This window comes from Streptomyces sp. NPDC054883 (assembly GCF_053610645.1).
On the sequence record NZ_JBSGYT010000039.1, the window covers coordinates 56,539 to 74,719 of the forward strand.

Sequence of the window (18,181 nt, forward strand, 5' to 3'; positions counted from 1 at the left end):
CCGCGCGCGGGCGCCGGCGGGCGTCCGCCCTGGCGCGGCGGTCCACCGTTCCCGGCACACCAGCCGCGCCTTCCACGGCACCGCGCGCCCGGCCACGCGGTCTGTCCACTGCGCCGGCCGGTTCACCGTCAGCCGACTGCGGAACCCCGGCCCTGACCGTGCGCGGCGACCGGAAGGTGATCACCCGGCTCGACCTCGCGGCCCGGGGTGCGTCCGAGGCGGCGACGTCGCCGATGACCGGTGTCGGCGACCTTGGGCCGGGAGAGGACCCGGTCCCGGCGCTGCTCGGTGGTTCTGCCGTCGTACGCCTCGACCAGCGGCCGCCCGGCCGGCCGGCGCTCCCGCCGCCGCCCCGACCGCCCGCCCTGGCCGCCCGGCTCCTGACCGTCCCGCCGAGCGCACCGGAACCCGGCCCGTTCGGACCCGGCGGGGTTCCCTTCGGGACGGATACCGAGGAGATCGTCGCCGGATACGCGGAGCAACCGTCGTACAGCGATGTCCGCCGGCCGGCCCGTGCCATCGACTCGGGCACGGCCGTCACGGTCGACTACGTCGCCACTGCAGGAGCCCGCACCGTGCGCATCCTGGAGAGCCTCGTCCGCGACCCGCCCTGTCTCGAAGCCTGGTGCCACCTGCGGGACGTCGAACGCGTCTTCGCCCTCCCGGGTTCAGGGCGTGATGCCCGCGTAGGCCGAACCCGGTTCCCACCGCGCGGCGCGGTGGGGCGGCAAATCCTTTCGCCAGTACGACTGTTCCCCCCGTGCGGGTGGACCGCGGGCCGGGGTCGGCCGGGGCGGGAGGAGGCGCGTCTATAAAGGGCCCGTCCTGTTGACCGACCGATGGGCTCCCACCATGTTGCAGGCCGCTCTGCGTCTACTCGCCGCCGTTTCCGTCGTCTCCGCCGTCGCCGTCTCCCCCGCCGTCGCCGCGCCGACCGCGCCCACCGCCGACCTGACCTCCCCCTGCGGTCCCGTCACGGAGTACCGGGCCGCGGACTGGTGGCGTACGACGACGAACCCACTGATCGCCCACGCCGTCGCCGCCACCGCCCTCGACGAGAACTGGCAGTGGCGCGACGACACCAACACCCTCTGGCGCGGCGACACCCGCGAAACCGTCGAGGAGCTCTTCAAGACCGGTTTCACGCCCCGCGGGGACGAGCTGATCCCGCTCTCCGAGTACATCGTCAAGGGCGGCGGTCAGAACAGCGCCCACCTCAGCACCAGTTGCGAGCAGTGGGTGGCGCAGAAGTTCGCCACCTACGGCGCGGCGAAGACCGGTTGGGTCTACGAGATCGACGCCCCCGGCGGCATCGACGTGAACGCCACCGCGCACCTCAACCACTACGAGTCGCCCTACCTCTGGAACAAGGAGATCGACTTCCCCGGCGGGGTCGAGGGCCGCTACATCAAGGGCGCCTGCAAGTACCACCTGGTCTCCACCGACCCGCAGACGAAGGTCAACTCCTACGAGAACCTCGGCTGCAAGAAGAACGACGGCTTCGCGCCGCGCGTCCTGGAGCCGGCCGCCGCCGTCCGGTAGCGGCGCGGGAGCGGTCGGCGTCGCGCCCCGACGGGGCGGGACGCCGGCCGGCTCAGACGGTGGCCAGGCTGATCTCGGTGGACTTGATCAGCGCGACGACGGAGGAGCCCGCGGCGGGGCCGAGCGCCTCGACCGCGTCGTTGGTGATGGCGGCGGTGACGTCCTGGCCGCCTTCGAGCCGGACCTTGACCGTCGTCATGGCCTCGCCGGTGGTGACGGCGGTGACGGTACCGGCGAGCTGGTTGCGGATGCTCAGGCTCATGGGTGCTCGACCTCTCACGTAGACACCTCGGACGGCCCGTAGGGGCGCACAAGACCGACGTCAACCGGCCTTCCGCCGACCGGTGTGGGACCGCCGCAGCCGTACCGGCCGGATCCACCCGTGCGGCTCGCCCCCGCACCGGCGGTACTCGGGCCCCGCGACCCTTCCGGTGTCCGTGTCACACCCGCCGACCGGCGGCGGTCGCGCGCTACGCGAACTTCGGCATTTCACCGACCCGTGTCGACATGTCGATCGCGGCGAATGCCGCGCCCTGCGGGTCCGTCAGTGCCGCGAACCGGCCGAAGGGGCTGTCCATCGGCCCGAAGTGGAGCCGGCCGCCCCGCGCCTTCGTCTTCTCCACCGCCTCGTCGCAGTCCGGGACGCCGAAGAAGACCTGGATGTAGGGCGGGATCTCCGGCGGGAACTCGTCACCCATGTTCATCCGGCCCAGGACCGGGTTCTCCGAGCCGCCGAGGCTGAAGATCTTGTAGTCCATCCCCGCCGCCCCGGGGTCGTCGCCCAGGTCCATCTGCCGGCCGCTGTACGGGAAGACCCGCGGCAGGAACCCGTCCACCTTCGCCACGTCCCGGGTGAAGACCTCCGCCCAGGCGAAGGCGCCCGGCTCGCCGAGCTTCTCGAAGCCCTTGTGGTCGCCCGGCTGCCAGACACCGAAGACGGCGCCGCTCGGCTCCTTGGCGATCACCATCGTGCCGAAGCTGCCGACCTGCATCGGCCCCATCGCCACCTCGCCGCCCGCCGACCGGATCTTCTCCGCCGTGGCGGCCGCGTCGGGCGAAGCGAAGTACAGACACCACTGCGAGGGCGCGTCGACGCCCGGCATCGGCGGCACGACGGCCGCGACGGCCTTGCCGTCGGAGTAGGCCTGCGTGTAGTTGCCGTACTCGCTCGACGATTCGCCGAAGGTCCAGCCCAGCACGTCGCCGTAGAAGCTCTTGGCCCCCTCCACGTCGGCGAACATCGCGTCCACCCAGCAAGGAGCGCCTTCCGGGTACTCAGTCATGATCGATCGACTCCCGTGTCGTGTACGTCGTCGTGACCCGTCTCGGTTGACACGCTAGGCGGCCGGTGCGCCGCCCGCGCGCGGAGGACGGGCACGGGGGAGGCTGGAGCCATGGACAAGGACATCACCATCCGGCTGGCCCAGCATCCGCAGGCCGACGCCCTGCTCGGCCGCAGCCCGCTCGCCGCGCTCGTCGGGATGCTGCTCGACCAGCAGGTGCCGATGGAGTGGGCCTTCTCGGGGCCGTACACGATCGCCCGGCGGATGGATGCGGACGATCTCGACGCGCACGCCATCGCCGCCCACGACCCGGAGGCCTTCGCGGCGCTGCTGTCCGAGAAGCCCGCCGTGCACCGCTACCCGGGCTCCATGGCGAAGCGGGTGCAGCAGCTGTGCGCGTACCTGGTCGAGCACTACGACGGGGATGCGGAGGGGATCTGGCGCGACGCGGGATCCGGCGCGGAACTGCTGGGACGGCTCAAGGACCTGCCCGGTTTCGGGGAACAGAAGGCGCAGATCTTCCTGGCCCTGCTGGGCAAGCGGTTCGGGGTGCGGCCCGAGGGCTGGCGGGAGGCGGCCGGGGGCTACGGGGAGGCCGGCGTACACCGCTCGGCGGCGGACATCACCGGCCCGGAGTCGCTGGCCGCGGTGCGGGCGTACAAGCAGGAGCACAAGGCCGCCGCGAAGGCGGAGAAAGCCGCGCAGGCCGGCCCCGGCAAGCCCGGCAACACGCGGACCGGCATGGGCCGGACGACTTGACGGACCCGGGTGTACGCGGCTCGGGCGCGATCCGCGCCTGACCTACGCTCACCGCATGATCCAGCACCCCGTCCGCGCGACCACCGCCGAATCCGTCACCGACGGCCCGGGCAGCACCATCACGCTGCTCACCGACACCCCCGAACTCACCTGCAACACCGCCGTCTTCGAGGTCGGTGCGGGCGGTGCGCCGGTGCACTTCCACACCAAGGCGACCGAGTTCTTCCACGTCACCGACGGCCGGCTCGACGTGCTCGTCGGAGACGAGGTCCACACCCTGGCCAAGGGCGACTTCCTCAGCGTCCCGCCCGGCGTGAAGCACGCCTTCGCCCCGGCGGCCGGCCACACCGCCGAGGTCTTCGTCGGCTTCACCCCCGGCATGGCGCGCTTCGACTACTACCGCCTCCTGGGCCGGGTGCGCGCGGGCGAGGCCACCGTGCAGGACATCATCGACAGCCAGCCCGTCTACGACAACCACTACGCGGAGAGCGAGGCCTGGGCCGGGCGCCCGCGCAGCGCCGAGGCGTAGATCACGTCGGCGTCGAGCCGCCGCAGTTCCTCCGCGATCAGCTCGGCGAGGCTGCGGATCTTGAGGGCGACCTTCCGGTCCGGCCACCCCGGAAGCGACAGGGTGGCCAGTACCCCGTCGGGCCGGTCCACCCGGATCTCGCCGCCGGTCGTCTCCAGCCGGACCCGGGTGACCACCGGCCCGTCGGTTACCACCCGCTCCACCGGTACCCCGAGCCGGACCTCCAGCCAGCGCGCCAGCAGCTCGGCGCTCGCGTTGTCGGCCTCGCTCTCCACCGCCGCGCCCGTCACCGGCAGCGGCGCCTGGTCCAGGGCGCCGGTCAGCAGTGAGCGCCACGGCGTCAGCCGGGTCCAGGCCAGATCGGTGTCGCCGGGGGTGTACGAGGCCGCCCGCTGGCCCAGTACGCCCACCGGGTCGGCGGCCGCCTGGGCGTCGGTGATCCGGCGCTGTGCCAGCGACCCCAGCGGGTCGCGGGCGGGTGCGGCGGGGGCGTCGGCCGGCCACCACGCCACCACCGGCGCGTCCGGCGCCAGCAGGGGCAGCACGACCGAACTCGCGTGCTCGGTCAGTTCGCCGTGCAGCCGGAGCAGCACGATCTCCCCCGACCCGGCGTCGGAACCGACGCGCAGCTCGGCGTCCAGACGGGTCTGGTGGAGCTTGCGCGGACCGCGGGCGGTCCGCTTGATCACCGCGATGATGCGGCTGGGGTGCTCGCGCGAGGCTTCGGAGGCCGCGCGTACCGCGTCGTAGGCGTTCTCCTCGTCGGTGACCACGACGAGCGTGAGCACCAGCCCCATGGCGGGGCTGCCGACGGCTCGGCGCGCTTCGAGGAGGGCCCGGTCGATCTTGCCGGACGTGGTGTCTGTGAGTTCTGTCCGCATGGTCCGAGTCTGTCAGCGAAGGCCATGGATATGGCAACCGGTTCGGTGGACTCCGCCTGGACCGTCCGGGCGGGGGTGGTGCCCGGGTCAGCGGCGGCGGCGGGCCGTCCCGAAGAGCGAGCGGGAGATCTCCCGGCCCAGCTGGGTGCCGACGGACCGGGCCAGCGAGCGGAACAGGCCGCTCCCCGCCACCTGCTGCGCCAGGGACGGTTCCGGGCCGGGTCCGCCGCGGTCCGCCTTCGTTCCCTGTCTGTCCGCCGTCGGAGCCCGCTTCTCCTCCTTCTCGGCCTCCTCCGCCGCTGCCGCCCGCTCCGCCGCGGCCTCGGCGGCCGCCTGCTCGGCGCCGATCTTCTCGTAGGCCGACTCGCGGTCGACCGGCTGGGCGTACCGGGAGTAGAGCGGCGAGGAGGTCACCGCCCGTTCGAGGTCGTCCGCCCCGACGGGTCCCATCAACGATCGCGGGGCACGCAGCCGGGTCGCCGCCACGGGGGTGGGGGCGCCCTTCTCGCTCAACACGGTGATCACCGCCTCGCCCGTGCCGAGCTGCGTGAGCAGCTCCTCCAGGTCGTAGGCCGAGCGGGGGAAGGTCTTCACGGTCGCCTTGAGCGCCTTCGCGTCGTCGGGGGTGAAGGCGCGCAACGCGTGCTGCACCCGGTTGCCGAGCTGCGCGAGTACGTCCGCCGGCACGTCTTTCGGGGTCTGCGTCACGAAGAAGACGCCGATCGCCTTGGAACGGATGAGCCGGACCGTCTGGGTGATGGATTCCAGGAACGCCTTCGAGGCGTCGTGGAACAGCAGGTGTGCCTCGTCGAAGAAGAAGACGAGTTTGGGCCGGTCCACGTCCCCGACTTCGGGCAGGTCGGCATAGAGGTCGGCCAGCAGCCACATCAGGAAGGTGGAGAACAGCTGCGGCTTGTCCTGAACCGCCGGGAGTTCGAGTACGGATACCACCCCCCGCCCGTCGGGGGCCGTCCGGAGGAATTCGGCGGTGTCGAATTCGGGTTCTCCGAAGAAATCCGCGGCACCCTGCTGTTCGAAGGCGGTGAGTGACCGGAGAATCACCCCGGCGGTCACGGTGGAAAGGCCGCCGATGCCCTTGAGCTCGGCTTTCCCCTGGTCGGAGACCAGGAAGGCGACGACCGCGCGCAGGTCTTTGAGGTCGATCAGCTCCAGGCCCTTGGAATCGGCGTAGTGGAAGATGAGCCCGAGCGACTGCTCCTGCGTCTGGTTGAGCCGGAGCACCTTCGACAGCAGGACCGGCCCGAAACCCGTGACCGTGGCCCGGACCGGGATGCCGGGCCCGATCCCGCCCAGTGAGTAGAACTCGGCGGGACAGCCGGCGGCCGACCATTCCTGGGCCACTTCCCCCGCCCGCTCGCTGATCCGGTCGTTCGGCACACCGGGCACCGAAATCCCCGAGACGTCGCCCTTGATGTCGGCGAGGAAGACGGGCACGCCCGCCGCGGAGAGCTGTTCGGCGATGAGCTGGAGGGTCTTGGTCTTGCCGGTGCCGGTGGCGCCCGCGACGAGTCCGTGCCGGTTCAGCACGGCCAGCGGAACGCGTACCTGCCGGTCCGGCAGGCACCGTCCGTCCCAGAGCAGGGCCCCCAGGTCGAGTGCGGGACCGGTGAAGGCGTACCCGGCGGCGATCTCGTCGGCCGGGGACACGGGGTCGGTGCTCTCGCTCATAAGTCCCTCCCGGATTGGCCCTGTCTGCCACTTTTGCACCATCGGCACGATGCTGCGCCCGCAGGCACCGGCCCGGTAGGCTTTCCGTGTGATCTTCAAGCGCATCGGAAGCGGGCGGCCGTACCCCGACCACGGCAGGGAAACCACCCGGCAGTGGGCGGACGTCGCCCCGCGGCCGGTCCGGCTCGACCAGCTCGTGACGACCAAGGGACAGCTGGACCTCGAAACACTGCTCGCCGAGGACTCCACTTTCTACGGGGACCTCTTCGCGCACGTCGTGAAGTGGCAGGGCGACCTGTACCTGGAGGACGGACTGCACCGCGCCGTGCGGGCGGCCCTCCAGCAGCGCCAGGTGCTGCACGCGCGCGTCCTCGAAATGGACTGACCCGCCTCCCCGCACGGGGGCGCGAGCCGTCCTGACCGGCCGATTGCGCCTTTCGGGTCGGCCTTTGCCGATCAATAGATCATTTAGTAGGCATCGTTCCGGTACGGCACTACGCTGCGCCCATGAGCATGCTCACTCCCCCCGGCATGGGCGGAAAGTACCGCGTCACCGGAGCTGCCTTCCCCCGCATGAGCCGCCCGCGGCGACGCCGCCGGATCATCCTCGCCCTGCTCGGCTCCGCCCTCGTGCTGGCCCTGCTCGGCTACGGGGCACTGCAGCTCATGGACGTCTTCCGAGGCGACACCAAGCACAAGACGGCCGCGGCCAAGGACTGTCCGACCGGGGCCCCCAAGGCCGGTCCGGCGGCGGCCCCGTCCAAACCCGCGGTGGTACTGCCCCAGCCCGGCCAGATCACGGTCAACGTCTACAACGCCACCCCGCGCGCCGGCCTCGCCAAAGCCGTCGGGGACGAGCTGAAGAAACGCGGCTTCGTGGTCGGCCAGGTCGGCAACGCCCCCGCCGACTTCGACAAGAAGATCCCCGGCACCGGGATACTGCTCGGCTCGCCGAAGACCGACAAGGCGGCCTACTCCGTACTCGGCACCCAGCTCGCCGGCATGACGCAGCACACCGACACCCGCGAGGGCGCGGACATCGACCTGATCCTCGGCGACGCCTTCAAGGAGCTCAGCACGAAGGAGGACGCGGACAAGGCGCTGGCCGTACTGGCCAACCCCGAGCCCGCGCCCGCCGTGAAGAAGTGCTGATCCGCGCCCGAGGCGTTATTCGGCCGAGCCGTACATGCGGTCGCCCGCGTCGCCCAGGCCCGGCACGATGTAGCCGTGCTCGTTGAGCCGCTCGTCCACCGCTGCCGTCACCACCGTCACCGGCGTGCCCGCCAGCTCGCGCTCCATGACCTCGACGCCCTCGGGCGCGGCCAGCAGCACCACGGCGGTGACGTCGTCGGCGCCGCGCTTGATGAGCTCCTGGATCGCGGCGACCAGCGTGCCGCCGGTGGCCAGCATCGGGTCGACGACGTAGACCTGGCGGCCCGAGAGGTCCTCGGGCATGCGCGTGGCGTACGTGGAGGCCTCCAGGGTCTCCTCGTTGCGGACCATGCCGAGGAAGCCCACCTCGGCGGTCGGCAGCAGCCGCACCATGCCGTCCAGCATGCCGAGACCGGCGCGCAGGATCGGTACGACCAGCGGGCGCGGGTGCGAGAGCTTCACGCCGGTCGTTGCGGCGACGGGGGTCTCGATGTCGGCCTGCTCGGTGCGCACGTCGCGGGTGGCCTCGTAGGCCAGCAGGGTCACCAGCTCGTCGGCGAGGCGACGGAAGGTGGGGGAGTCGGTGCGCTTGTCGCGCAGGGTGGTGAGTTTGTGCGCCACCAAGGGGTGATCGACGACCTGCAAACGCACAACTTCCTCCAAGACCTCAACTGCCGCCAGCTGCCGGGTTTCGACCTGCGACCTGCGAAAACGGCCGCGGTGTGCGACCCACACCCAAAAGGCTACGCGCTGGACGGCCCCTTCCGTGTCCGAAGGGGCGCCCCGGCCGCCCCGGCCTCGGGATTGCGGACCGCACCCGGGCCCAGCACCCTGGACTGATGAGCAGCGGACTGGTGATCGCGGCGGTCGACGGATCCGAGCACAGCCTGGCGGCCCTGGAGTGGGCCCGGCTGGCGGCGCTGCGCCACCGCACCGGACTGCTCGTCGCCCATGTGCTCTCCGACAGCGCCCAGTTGTACGCGGGCCGGCGCGCGGCCCTGCACGACGCCTCGGCGCCGGAGGAGTACGCCGATCCGGTGGGGGACCGGGTACGAAAGGTGCTGGCGGCGGCTCCGGAGCGGCCGGCCGAGGTGCGGTACGAGGCGCTGGAGGGGTCGGTTCCGGAGGCGCTGCGGGTGATCGGGGCCGAGACGCGGCCGCTGGCGCTGGTGATGGGGTCCCGGGGCCGCGGGGGGTTCGCCGCGCTGCTGCTCGGGTCGAACAGCCGCGCCGTGTCCGCCAGCGCCCCGTGCCCGGTGGTGGTGGTGCCGTCGGCGGGGCGGGGCTCCGGCGCCGGAACGGTGGTGCTCGGGCTGCACACCACCGAGACCCACGACGACGTACTGGCCTTCGCGTTCGCGGAGGCCGCCGCGCGGGGGACGGCCGTCCAGGTGGTCTCGGCGTACCCGGTACCGCCGTCGCCGGCGGTACCGCCGCTGGACACGCCGTTCGCGGTGATCACGCCCGAGGAGCTGGCGGGGGACGGCGACGAGGACGCCCCGGCCGAGCGGGAGACGCTGCGGGCCCAGCAGGAGCGCCTGGCGCCGTTCCGCGACCGGCACCCGCAGGTGCCGGTGGAACAGGCCGCGGTGCCGGGGGAGGCGGCGGGGCGGCTGGTGAGCGCGTCGCGGTCGGCGGCGCTGGTGGTGGTGGGGCGGCACCATCCGAGGCGGAGCCTCGGGCCGCTGATGACGGGGTCCGTCGCCAACGCGGTGCTCCAGCACGCGCACGGCCCGGTGGCGGTCGTCCCGGCGACCCACGACGAACCGGCCTGAGCTGGGACGACTCCGGGGGACCTCGGGGGACCTCGGGGGCATCAACTCGGAAGTCCGGGGGAAGGTGGGTAGCACAACCGCAGAAGAGCAGTCGGGGCGGTGGGCGATGGTGCCAGAGAAAGAACCGGGGGATCCGGGGGATCCGGAGAGCACGGCGCAGCGCCGGGCGCGGCGCGCGCAGTTCCTCCGCGACCTGAACGAGGCGCGCGAACTGCGCGACCGCGTCCAACCCCGGCGCGCCCGCGCGGCCCGCATGCGCCAACAGATGCGGATGCGCACCTTCCGCTGGTAGTCAGCCCCACGGTTTCCGCTGGCAGACAGCCCGGGCGCAGCCCGCGCCGCCGACGGCCGGGGGCCGCCGAGAACAGCCCCGCCGGTGTTTGAGGCACGGGGTCCGGGGCGGCGCCCCGGCACCCGGCGCCGCGCCCGTCCACCGGCCCCGGCCGCCCCACGCCCCCGCTCGGCACGGCAGGCCCGGGGACCGGGCCGCGGTGGGACACGCCCGCCCACGCACCCGGCTCCCGGCAGCCCAACGCCGCCCCCGCACAACCCGCGGAGCGCACGGCACGGGACGACGCAAGCGCGGAAGACCTCTCGCAAAGCCGCTGTTTCTGCCACGATGCCGATGGGGCGGGGTACGAACGGCGCGCACACGGCCGCTTCGCCCCCCAACCTCAGGCCGGGGGGACCTCCAACCGGCACGCCTACGACCAGTGGGAGAGTCACGGTGTACTTCGCCGCACTGCTCGCGCGCACCGAAGACGGGTGGGAAGCGAGCGACATGGAACTCGACGACGTCGAGTCCTTGAGTGATCTGATCGATCTCGCCCGGTCCGCCGCTGTCGACGACGACACGGTGGTCGCCCTCATCGAGCAGGAGGACGCCTGGTTCGGCGTCATCCGCGTGGACGGCGAGGAGGACCCTCGGTACTTCGTATCGAACGCCTCCGCGGCCGACCGCAGCTCCTACGGCTCGATGCTGACCAAAGAGCTGCTGGGCAGCGAGGAGGAGGACGACGAACTCGACGAACTCGACCTGGACGGCACGGAGGACGGCGAGGAAGACGCCATCGCCGCCTTCACCACCGAGGATGACGACGCGGACGAAGGGGTCCGCAGCGGCGCCGAGCCGGTACCGGCCGGTCCGCTCGGCGACCCCCGGCTGCTCGACGACCTCGGTGTGAGCCACAAGCAACTCATGACCCTCGACGGAGACGCCCTGTCGGAGATCGCCGACTCGCTCGGTGCGACCGAGGTCCTGGAGGCCGTCCGCTAGTGATCGCTGAGCACCACACGCACCACCCCGGTCCCGACCCCGTACGGGACCCCTGGCGGGACTCCATGCGCCTGGCGCTCCAGGAGGCCGCCCTGGCGGTGCCGGCCGGCGACGTGCCGGTCGGCGCCGTCCTGCTCGGTCCGGACCTGGAGCTCCTCGCCACCGCGCACAACGAGCGCGAGGCGGCCGGCGACCCCACGGCCCACGCCGAGGTGCTCGCGCTGCGCCGGGCGGCCGCCGGACTCGGCGAGTGGCGGCTGACCGGGTGCACCCTGGTGGTCACCCTGGAGCCGTGCGTGATGTGCGCGGGCGCCCTGGTGCAGTCCCGGGTGGCCCGGGTCGTCTACGGCGCGGACGACGAGAAGGCGGGCGCGGCGGGGTCGCTGTGGGACCTCGTACGGGACCGCAGGCTCAACCACCGGCCGGAGGTGATCCGCGGCGTGCTCGCGGAGGAGTGCGCGCAGCAGCTGACGGACTTCTTCCGCGACCTCTGACGCGACCTCCGTCCCGCCCGGGGCCCTTCGCGGCGCCGTCCCGGATACGGATTTCAGAGCACGGCGCTCTTTGGGCTAAGCTCTCTCTCGGTAGCGTGTCCGAGCGGCCGAAGGAGCACGCCTCGAAAGCGTGTGATGGTGCAAGCTATCCGTGGGTTCAAATCCCACCGCTACCGCTCTGAACGAGAGCCCCGCCCCGCAAGGGTCGGGGCTCTCGTCGTTCCCGCCCGCGGCGGCCGGCCCGGCCCGTGGGCTCGTACGCCGTCCCGGCTCATGCGCTCGTACGGCTGCGGCGCGCCCGCTCGTAGCGCTCGTACGGCCGCCCTCCGGGGGCCCCGGCGTGACCGGCTGCCCGCTCGGCCGTTGTCACGGCATGACCAAGACCCAGCGCATGCTCGCCGCCTTCGCCCTCGCGGGGGCCGCCGCGGGCCTCGCCGCACCCGCCGCGTCCGCCGCGCCGATCGCCCCGCTCACCCTTCCGGACCTGCCGCAGGCCGCCCCGGGCATGCCGAAGGGTGCCACGCCCGGCTCCGTCCAGGAGATCGGCGCGAAGCTCAACGACCTCAACCAGCTCAACCGGCTGATGGACCTGCCGAACGACCTCGCGCCGGTGATCGCGCCCGTCCAGCCCATCACGGACCTCGCCGGCGCCATCGGCTGACCCGGCCGAGCGCCCGGCCCGGACCCGCCCCGCCGCCCCGCCCGCCAACGCGAAGAAGGCCCCGGCCGGAGCCGGGACCTTCACGCGTGGACGGGGGAAGCGGCGTCGGGGGACGAGCCGCTCCCCCCGATGAGACGGAACCTGCCAGTCCGAACCGCGGTCGGGGGGAAGCCCACGGCGCGGACCCCGCAGCGAGGCCCTTTCCCGCGCCCACCGATTTCCTGCCAGAACCGGTGGGCTCGCGTTCCATCCTGCGTCTTCCCCTCCTGTCCGGGGACCGACAAAAGGCCCGTACCACCGGGCCATTGGTCCTTAAAGGGCAGGTGAGTGTCCGAACGCGACCGGTTAGACTCACCCGACTCAGCAGGACCGGTTGGGGAGGCCGACACCGCTCGTGGACACCAAGAAGATCGTCATGGGCGCGCTCGTCGTCTTCGTACTCTTCGTGATCATCACTCAACCCGTCAAAGCCGCCGATATGGTCCAAATAGGCTTCCAAGGGATCTCGGATGCCGCCCACGGGATCGGCGAGTTCATGACCGAACTGGTGCGCTGAACCCGTACGCTGAAGCGGATTCCGGACTTCCGGCCCCCCACTCCGACGGGTGGGGGGCTTTTTGTGTTATCCGTGTTCATGGCGAATATCCAGATATACCCACTCTTGCCCAATCTGCCCTCAACACGGCGATATCGGGTGCTTGCGCACAGTGCACATCTCTTGTGATGCTATGACCGCTTTTGACGGATAGTTGACTGAAGGGGTGGCGTGACCGTGCCGGCCAGTACTGCGCCTCAGGTGCCACCCCAGCAGGACCCCCAGAGCCCCCAGAGCGCGCAGGAACCGCCGGAACAGGCCGGCCCCCACGGCCACCACGACCCCCAGGTCCCGCCGCAGCAGGAATCCCCGCAGGAGTCGCCGCCCGACCCCCCGGAGGAGCCCCCGGCCGCCCCCAGGCCGCAGAGCCGGGGTGCCGACACCCGGGCCCTGACCCAGGTGCTGTTCGGACAGCTCAAGAACCTCCAGCCGGGCAGCCACGACCACACCAGGGTCCGCGGGGCCCTCATCGAGGCCAACCTTCCCCTCGTCCGGTATGCGGCCGCCCGCTTCCGCAGCCGCAACGAACCGATGGAGGACGTCGTCCAGGTCGGAACGATCGGGCTGATCAACGCGATCGACCGGTTCGACCCCGACCGCGGGGTGCAGTTCCCGACATTCGCGATGCCCACGGTGGTCGGCGAGATCAAACGGTACTTCCGCGACAACGTGCGCACCGTCCACGTCCCGCGCCGCCTCCACGAACTGTGGGTCCAGGTCAACGCGGCCACCGAGGACCTCACCACGCTGCACGGACGCACCCCCACCACCCCGGAGATCGCCGAACGGCTGCGCATCACCGAGGACGAGGTGCTGTCCTGCATCGAAGCCGGCCGGAGCTATCACGCAACCTCGCTCGAAGCCGCCCAGGAAGGCGACGGAATGCCCGGCCTGCTGGACCGCCTCGGCTACGAGGACCCCGAGCTGGCCGGTGTCGAGCACCGCGACCTCGTCCGGCACCTCCTCGTACAGCTGCCCGAGCGCGAGCAGCGGATTCTCCTGCTCCGGTACTACAACAACCTGACGCAGTCGCAGATCAGCGCTGAGCTGGGGGTTTCCCAGATGCACGTGTCCCGGCTGCTCGCCCGGAGCTTCGCACGCCTGCGATCCGCAAACAGGATCGAGGCGTAACCGGAACGGGTGGAGATCACCTGACGCGTTTCCCGACAGACCGGGCTCATTCCGCTCTGTCGCTGGAGATACATGTCGACATGGCGCTACAGCGTGTTGCCGACATGTGACATTCTGCTGGAACCGCGTTTGCCGCAGCCCCGCCTCCGGTATTCAGGTGGAGGCTGCGTTCCTCCGACGGGCGCGCAGAGAAGCGCGACCGTCCGCGACCTCAAGGGGGTGGCATGTCCGTAGACCAGGGCAGCTCCAAGGTGCTCACGCTCGTCAAGCGTGAACTGCCGGCAGTGTCCAACCGCTCGGAAGCCATCGACACCCGCACGCTCTCCCGCTCCCTCTTCCAGCGACTTGCCGCCCTGGACGTGGACAGCCCCGAACGCGCGTACGTACGCGACACCCTGATCGAGCTGAACCTCCCCCTGGTGCGCTACGCGGCGGCCCGCTTCCGCAGCCGCAACGAGCCGATGGAAGACATCGTCCAGGTGGGAACCATCGGGCTCATCAAGGCGATCGACCGCTTCGACTGCGAACGCGGCGTGGAGTTCCCGACCTTCGCCATGCCGACGGTCGTGGGCGAGATCAAACGATTCTTTAGGGACACTTCCTGGTCCGTGCGCGTCCCGCGCAGGCTCCAGGAGCTGCGCCTGGCCCTCACCAAGGCCAGCGACGAGCTCGCGCAGAAGCTGGACCGGTCCCCGACCGTCCCCGAGCTGGCCGCCGTGCTCGGCGTCTCCGAGGAGGACGTGGTCGACGGTCTGGCCGTCGGCAACGCGTACACGGCCTCCTCGCTCGACTCGCCGTCCCCCGAGGACGAGGGCGGCGAGGGCTCCCTCGCCGATCGCCTCGGGTACGAGGACAGCGCGCTGGAAGGGGTCGAGTACCGGGAGTCCCTCAAGCCGCTGCTGGCCAAACTCCCGCCCCGGGAGCGGCAGATCATCATGCTGCGGTTCTTCGCCAACATGACGCAGTCGCAGATCGGCGAGGAGGTCGGCATCTCGCAGATGCACGTCTCCCGGCTGCTCACGCGCACGCTCGCGCAGCTGCGCGTGGGCCTCATCGGCGAGTAACCCGGCGAACGGCCGCTGCCGCCCGCTTCCCAAGTGACGGGTCGTCAGTAACACTGGCGCGATGCGAACGGGAACCCGCCGGGCGGCAGCACTCACCCTCTGCGGCGCGCTCGCCGCCGTGGCCCTCAACGGCTGCGGCGGCCAGGACCGCGAAGGCTACGTCGCCGTGGGCGCGGCGGCCGCCGGCCCGGGAGAGAACGTACCGCCGCCCGGCGAGGTGGAGTTCCAGCAGCTCGGAGCCCCGCCCGTGGACGGCGGTGCGGCGTCGGCCCCAAGTGGTACGTCGCCCGGTGCGGGGGACTCGCAGACCCCGGCCGGCTCCGCCCGGGGCGGAGCCACGTCCAGCTCACCCGGCGGCTCCGCACCTCCGGGTATCCCACCGGATCCCGCCCCCGCCGCCACCACCCCCGGCACTCCCCACATCCCCGAAGCCCCGGGGTCACCGGCGCCGCCCGGCTCCACACCCCCCGCGACGCCGGGCAGGCCGGGCACCCCGGCGCCGGCCACCCCGGCGCGGCTGACGCTCGGCGCCCCGCTCCGGTCGGCGGCCGCCGACCGCTGGTGTGAACGGGTGACGGTCGGCTTCACCAACACAGGCACTGCGGCAGCCCGTTCGGGCACCGTGAGCTTCGCGACGCACATCATCGGCGCGCTCGGCCTGGACTGGGCCACGATCACCACGACCCAGCCGCTGCCCGCTCCGATCGCGGGCGGCACGACCAAGACGCAGACCTACCCGGTCTGCGTCGAGTCCTGGCGGGTGCCCCTGGGCATGCACGTGGAGACGCGGACGGTCACCGCCGGCTGGAGCTGACGCCGAGACGCCCGCGCAAGGGCGGATCAGCCCAGCGCCAGCCAGGCGACCGCCGCGACGACGACAAGCGCGGCGAGGCCCAGGCCGACCCACAGGCCGGTCTTCGAGGCCGCCTTCTCAGGTCGGCGCCGCCGGGCTCCCGGCACGGTGGCGCGCACCGGCTCCGCCTCCTCGACGAACGCGCGGAACATCTGGGTGCTGCCCGCGGGGTCGTAGTTGCCCTCGGGGCCGGGTGAGTTGTGGTTCGCAGCCATGGCTCCGCACCCTAGCGGGTTTTCCGATTCCTTTGCCGCCCACCCCGGGCAATCCATTTGCCTGTGGCAACCAACCGCTTCTATGGTTGCCTTAAGCAACAACATGGGGGGCGACGGGTGACCACGCAGCCGACTCGGAACGCCGGCACGACGCCGGCCACCCGCTACGAGGAGCTGGCCCGCCAGCTCACCGGCATCGGTGCGGTAAAGCGCGACCTCGCCCGGATCCTGCCCGCGGACTGCCCGGCCGGCTCGGCCGCCGTCCTGACCATGCTCGACCGGCACGGCGAGATGCGGCTCAGCCGGCTGGCACAGTGCATGGCCATCGACATCTCGGTGAGCAGCCGGCACGTCGCCCACGCGGCCGCCCGCGGCTGGATCGAACGCGTCCTCGACCCGGGAGACGGCCGCTGCCGGATCCTGCGCCTCACCCCGGCCGGACGCGTCCTGCTCGCCGATCTCGGCGCCCGGTACACGGACGCCCTCCAAAGGGCCCTGGCCGGCTGGCCGGCCGAGGACATAGACGCCCTCAACACCCTGCTGGCCAGGCTCCGATCGAGCTTCTGACACCTAAGGAACCACATGGCTACGACCACACCCACCGGTGTGCGGGGAGGCGGCCGGTCGGGGGCCACGTCCGACGACGCGCCCATGACCCACCCGCAGATCATGAAGGCGCTGTCCGGGCTGATGCTCGGCATGTTCGTGGCGATCCTGTCCTCCACGATCGTCTCCAACGCCCTGCCCCAGATCATCAGCGACCTCGGCGGGACGCAGTCCTCCTACACGTGGGTCGTCACCGCCGCCCTCCTGTCGATGACCGCGGCGACCCCCCTGTGGGGCAAGCTCTCCGACCTCTTCAGCAAGAAGCTGCTCGTCCAGATATCCCTGGTCGTCTACGTCCTCGGCTCCGTGGTCGCGGGCATGTCGCAGAACACCGGCATGCTGATCGCCTGCCGCGTGGTCCAGGGCATCGGCGTCGGCGGCCTGTCCGCCCTCGCCCAGATCGTGATGGCGGCGATGATCTCCCCGCGCGAGCGCGGCCGCTACAGCGGCTACCTCGGCGCGGTCTTCGCCGTCGCCACCGTCGGCGGCCCGCTGCTCGGCGGTGTCATCACCGACACCGACTGGCTGGGCTGGCGCTGGTGCTTCTACGTCGGCGTGCCCTTCGCGATCATCGCGCTGATCGTGCTCCAGAAGACCCTGCGGCTCCCGGTGGTCCGGCGTGACGTCAAGGTCGACTGGCTGGGCGCCTTCCTGATCAGCGGGGCGGTGTCGCTGCTGCTGATCTGGGTCACCCAGGCCGGAGACTCGTACGACTGGATCTCCTGGACGACGCTGGCGATGACCGGCGGCGCGGTGGTGCTCGGACTGCTCTTCCTCCTCGCCGAGTCCCGGGCGAGCGACCCGATCATCCCGCTGCGCCTGTTCCGCAACAAGACCATCTCGCTGGCATCGGCCGCCTCACTGTTCGTCGGCATCGCGATGTTCTCGGGCACGGTCTTTTTCAGCCAGTACTTCCAGCTCGCCCGCGGCGAGTCCCCGACGATGTCCGGGATCCTCACGATTCCGATGATCGCCGGGCTTTTCGTCTCCTCCACCGTTTCCGGTCAGGTCATCACCAAGACGGGTCGCTGGAAGGCCTGGCTGGTGGCCGGCGGTGTGCTGCTGACGGCCGGCCTCGGCCTGCTGGGATCGCTGCGCTACGACACCCCGTACTGGCACATCGCGGTCTTCATGGCGCTGACCGGTCTCGGTCTCGGCATGATGATGCAGAACCTGGTCCTCGCCACCCAGAACCAAGTGGCCCCGCAGGACCTGGGGGCGGCCAGCTCGGTCGTCACCTTCTTCCGCTCGCTCGGCGGCGCGATGGGCGTCTCGGCGCTCGGCGCGGTGATGGCGAACCGGGTCACGCACTACGTCGAGGACGGGCTGACCACGCTCGGCCCGAAGGGGGCGGCCATGGCCCACGCGGGCGCCGGCGGAGGCGGGATCCCCGACATCGACAAGCTGCCCGCGCCGCTGCGCGCGGTCATCGAGTCCGCGTACGGGCACGGCGTCGGCGACGTCTTCCTCTACGCCGCTCCGTGTGCGCTGCTCGGCCTGCTGCTGGTGCTCTTCATCAAGGAGGTCGCCCTGAAGTCGAAGCCGGCGGCGCACTCCCCGGCCGCGGCGAGCGGTGTCCAGGAGGCCCCGGCGGTCGCCCTGGCCGAGTAGTCGGCCGGTCCGGCCACGCGCGGAAAGGGGCGGGGGGCGCGGAGGTGCGCGTGTCGCTTCTCGGC

At 71.7% G+C, this 18,181-nt stretch carries 21 protein-coding genes, 1 tRNA gene and 1 pseudogene; 17 read left to right on the forward strand and 6 right to left on the reverse strand.

The features are described from left to right. Positions 1 to 852 precede the first annotated feature (852 nt). Positions 853 to 1,542: a scabin-related ADP-ribosyltransferase gene (locus tag ACWGH1_RS25450; protein WP_453357646.1), complete on the forward strand. Its 690-nt coding sequence runs from the start codon at positions 853 to 855 to the stop codon at positions 1,540 to 1,542. 58 nt (positions 1,543 to 1,600) lie between these two features. Here the strand turns inward: ACWGH1_RS25450 and ACWGH1_RS25455 are convergent. Beyond that, a pseudogene (locus ACWGH1_RS25455) lies at positions 1,601 to 1,804 on the reverse strand (TOBE domain-containing protein); the annotation flags it as partial. 208 nt (positions 1,805 to 2,012) lie between these two features. Further along, complete coding sequence (locus tag ACWGH1_RS25460; RefSeq protein WP_453353962.1) at positions 2,013 to 2,825, reverse strand: VOC family protein; 813 nt, start codon at positions 2,823 to 2,825, stop codon at positions 2,013 to 2,015. Positions 2,826 to 2,936: 111 nt separating this feature from the next. Between ACWGH1_RS25460 and ACWGH1_RS25465 the strand changes: the two genes are divergently transcribed. Beyond that, positions 2,937 to 3,584 carry an HhH-GPD-type base excision DNA repair protein gene (locus ACWGH1_RS25465; protein ID WP_453353961.1) on the forward strand — a complete coding sequence of 216 codons (648 nt, stop codon included), beginning with the start codon at positions 2,937 to 2,939 and terminating at the stop codon, positions 3,582 to 3,584. Between the two features lie 55 nt (positions 3,585 to 3,639). Next, complete coding sequence (locus ACWGH1_RS25470) at positions 3,640 to 4,113, forward strand: cupin domain-containing protein (RefSeq protein ID WP_453353960.1); 474 nt, start codon at positions 3,640 to 3,642, stop codon at positions 4,111 to 4,113. Here ACWGH1_RS25470 and opcA read toward each other — a convergent pair. Continuing rightward, complete coding sequence (gene opcA, locus ACWGH1_RS25475; protein WP_453353959.1) at positions 4,062 to 4,994, reverse strand: glucose-6-phosphate dehydrogenase assembly protein OpcA; 933 nt, start codon at positions 4,992 to 4,994, stop codon at positions 4,062 to 4,064. The genes ACWGH1_RS25470 and opcA overlap by 52 nt on opposite strands. Positions 4,995 to 5,081: 87 nt before the next feature. Beyond that, positions 5,082 to 6,683 (reverse strand): helicase HerA-like domain-containing protein, encoded by a 1,602-nt coding sequence (locus ACWGH1_RS25480; RefSeq protein WP_453353958.1) that lies wholly within the window; start codon positions 6,681 to 6,683, stop codon positions 5,082 to 5,084. Between the two features lie 88 nt (positions 6,684 to 6,771). On the opposite strand from ACWGH1_RS25480, the gene ACWGH1_RS25485 reads away from it, so the two are divergent. Together ACWGH1_RS25485 and ACWGH1_RS25490 are read left to right on the forward strand one after the other, a co-directional pair. Further along, positions 6,772 to 7,068, forward strand: coding sequence for a type II toxin-antitoxin system VapB family antitoxin (locus ACWGH1_RS25485; RefSeq protein WP_008740979.1), 297 nt, complete (start codon positions 6,772 to 6,774; stop codon positions 7,066 to 7,068). A gap of 122 nt (positions 7,069 to 7,190) precedes the next feature. Then, entirely contained in the window at positions 7,191 to 7,835 is a 645-nt protein-coding gene (locus ACWGH1_RS25490; RefSeq protein ID WP_453353957.1) for a LytR C-terminal domain-containing protein, read from the forward strand. Between the two features lie 15 nt (positions 7,836 to 7,850). Here ACWGH1_RS25490 and upp read toward each other — a convergent pair whose 3' ends face one another. Continuing rightward, positions 7,851 to 8,486, reverse strand: coding sequence for a uracil phosphoribosyltransferase (gene upp, locus ACWGH1_RS25495; RefSeq protein WP_190185477.1), 636 nt, complete (start codon positions 8,484 to 8,486; stop codon positions 7,851 to 7,853). Between the two features lie 188 nt (positions 8,487 to 8,674). On the opposite strand from upp, the gene ACWGH1_RS25500 reads away from it, so the two are divergent. The 10 genes from ACWGH1_RS25500 (at position 8,675) to ACWGH1_RS25545 (ending at position 15,645) form a co-directional block, all read left to right on the forward strand. Next, positions 8,675 to 9,610 (forward strand): universal stress protein, encoded by a 936-nt coding sequence (locus tag ACWGH1_RS25500; protein ID WP_453353956.1) that lies wholly within the window; start codon positions 8,675 to 8,677, stop codon positions 9,608 to 9,610. Between the two features lie 106 nt (positions 9,611 to 9,716). Further along, positions 9,717 to 9,902: a hypothetical protein gene (locus tag ACWGH1_RS25505; RefSeq protein ID WP_453353955.1), complete on the forward strand. Its 186-nt coding sequence runs from the start codon at positions 9,717 to 9,719 to the stop codon at positions 9,900 to 9,902. 435 nt (positions 9,903 to 10,337) lie between these two features. Beyond that, positions 10,338 to 10,886 (forward strand): tRNA adenosine deaminase-associated protein, encoded by a 549-nt coding sequence (locus ACWGH1_RS25510; RefSeq protein ID WP_453353954.1) that lies wholly within the window; start codon positions 10,338 to 10,340, stop codon positions 10,884 to 10,886. A gap of 65 nt (positions 10,887 to 10,951) precedes the next feature. Continuing rightward, positions 10,952 to 11,380 (forward strand): tRNA adenosine(34) deaminase TadA, encoded by a 429-nt coding sequence (gene tadA, locus ACWGH1_RS25515; protein ID WP_453353963.1) that lies wholly within the window; start codon positions 10,952 to 10,954, stop codon positions 11,378 to 11,380. A gap of 89 nt (positions 11,381 to 11,469) precedes the next feature. Then, positions 11,470 to 11,556: transfer RNA gene (locus ACWGH1_RS25520), tRNA-Ser, on the forward strand. Between the two features lie 197 nt (positions 11,557 to 11,753). Next, the gene (locus tag ACWGH1_RS25525; RefSeq protein WP_453355293.1) at positions 11,754 to 12,041 is read left to right on the forward strand and encodes a hypothetical protein; all 288 of its coding nucleotides are present in this window, start codon (positions 11,754 to 11,756) and stop codon (positions 12,039 to 12,041) included. Between the two features lie 394 nt (positions 12,042 to 12,435). Further along, positions 12,436 to 12,597, forward strand: a complete 162-nt coding sequence (locus ACWGH1_RS25530; RefSeq protein ID WP_190185482.1) for a hypothetical protein — start codon at positions 12,436 to 12,438, stop codon at positions 12,595 to 12,597. 240 nt (positions 12,598 to 12,837) lie between these two features. Next, positions 12,838 to 13,767 carry an RNA polymerase sigma factor SigF gene (locus ACWGH1_RS25535; RefSeq protein ID WP_453355292.1) on the forward strand — a complete coding sequence of 310 codons (930 nt, stop codon included), beginning with the start codon at positions 12,838 to 12,840 and terminating at the stop codon, positions 13,765 to 13,767. A gap of 224 nt (positions 13,768 to 13,991) precedes the next feature. Continuing rightward, a complete protein-coding gene (locus ACWGH1_RS25540; protein WP_190185484.1) occupies positions 13,992 to 14,831 on the forward strand; it encodes an RNA polymerase sigma factor SigF in 840 nt (279 codons plus the stop codon). Between the two features lie 61 nt (positions 14,832 to 14,892). Then, the gene (locus tag ACWGH1_RS25545; RefSeq protein ID WP_453355291.1) at positions 14,893 to 15,645 is read left to right on the forward strand and encodes a hypothetical protein; all 753 of its coding nucleotides are present in this window, start codon (positions 14,893 to 14,895) and stop codon (positions 15,643 to 15,645) included. A 26-nt stretch (positions 15,646 to 15,671) separates the two neighbouring features. On the opposite strand, the gene ACWGH1_RS25550 is transcribed toward ACWGH1_RS25545, so the two are convergent. Then, the gene (locus ACWGH1_RS25550) at positions 15,672 to 15,899 is read right to left on the reverse strand and encodes a hypothetical protein (protein WP_453355290.1); all 228 of its coding nucleotides are present in this window, start codon (positions 15,897 to 15,899) and stop codon (positions 15,672 to 15,674) included. A gap of 117 nt (positions 15,900 to 16,016) precedes the next feature. Between ACWGH1_RS25550 and ACWGH1_RS25555 the strand changes: the two genes are divergently transcribed. Then, positions 16,017 to 16,466: a MarR family winged helix-turn-helix transcriptional regulator gene (locus tag ACWGH1_RS25555; RefSeq protein ID WP_453355289.1), complete on the forward strand. Its 450-nt coding sequence runs from the start codon at positions 16,017 to 16,019 to the stop codon at positions 16,464 to 16,466. 15 nt (positions 16,467 to 16,481) lie between these two features. Beyond that, complete coding sequence (locus ACWGH1_RS25560) at positions 16,482 to 18,116, forward strand: MDR family MFS transporter (RefSeq protein WP_453355288.1); 1,635 nt, start codon at positions 16,482 to 16,484, stop codon at positions 18,114 to 18,116. The last annotated feature ends 65 nt before the right edge of the window (positions 18,117 to 18,181 follow it).

What these genes read in the sequence shown, in the direction of transcription:
- ACWGH1_RS25560 (WP_453355288.1), top strand. Translation starts at nt 16,482, where the DNA reads ATGGCTACGACCACACCCACCGGTGTGCGGGGAGGCGGCCGGTCGGGG.
- ACWGH1_RS25465 (WP_453353961.1), top strand. Translation starts at nt 2,937, where the DNA reads ATGGACAAGGACATCACCATCCGGCTGGCCCAGCATCCGCAGGCCGAC.
- ACWGH1_RS25540 (WP_190185484.1), top strand. Translation starts at nt 13,992, where the DNA reads ATGTCCGTAGACCAGGGCAGCTCCAAGGTGCTCACGCTCGTCAAGCGT.
- ACWGH1_RS25470 (WP_453353960.1), top strand. Translation starts at nt 3,640, where the DNA reads ATGATCCAGCACCCCGTCCGCGCGACCACCGCCGAATCCGTCACCGAC.
- ACWGH1_RS25500 (WP_453353956.1), top strand. Translation starts at nt 8,675, where the DNA reads ATGAGCAGCGGACTGGTGATCGCGGCGGTCGACGGATCCGAGCACAGC.
- ACWGH1_RS25525 (WP_453355293.1), top strand. Translation starts at nt 11,754, where the DNA reads ATGACCAAGACCCAGCGCATGCTCGCCGCCTTCGCCCTCGCGGGGGCC.
- ACWGH1_RS25545 (WP_453355291.1), top strand. Translation starts at nt 14,893, where the DNA reads ATGCGAACGGGAACCCGCCGGGCGGCAGCACTCACCCTCTGCGGCGCG.
- opcA (WP_453353959.1), bottom strand. Translation starts at nt 4,994, where the DNA reads ATGCGGACAGAACTCACAGACACCACGTCCGGCAAGATCGACCGGGCC.
- tadA (WP_453353963.1), top strand. Translation starts at nt 10,952, where the DNA reads ATGCGCCTGGCGCTCCAGGAGGCCGCCCTGGCGGTGCCGGCCGGCGAC.
- ACWGH1_RS25460 (WP_453353962.1), bottom strand. Translation starts at nt 2,825, where the DNA reads ATGACTGAGTACCCGGAAGGCGCTCCTTGCTGGGTGGACGCGATGTTC.
- ACWGH1_RS25550 (WP_453355290.1), bottom strand. Translation starts at nt 15,899, where the DNA reads ATGGCTGCGAACCACAACTCACCCGGCCCCGAGGGCAACTACGACCCC.
- ACWGH1_RS25505 (WP_453353955.1), top strand. Translation starts at nt 9,717, where the DNA reads ATGGTGCCAGAGAAAGAACCGGGGGATCCGGGGGATCCGGAGAGCACG.
- ACWGH1_RS25480 (WP_453353958.1), bottom strand. Translation starts at nt 6,683, where the DNA reads ATGAGCGAGAGCACCGACCCCGTGTCCCCGGCCGACGAGATCGCCGCC.
- ACWGH1_RS25490 (WP_453353957.1), top strand. Translation starts at nt 7,191, where the DNA reads ATGAGCATGCTCACTCCCCCCGGCATGGGCGGAAAGTACCGCGTCACC.
- ACWGH1_RS25450 (WP_453357646.1), top strand. Translation starts at nt 853, where the DNA reads ATGTTGCAGGCCGCTCTGCGTCTACTCGCCGCCGTTTCCGTCGTCTCC.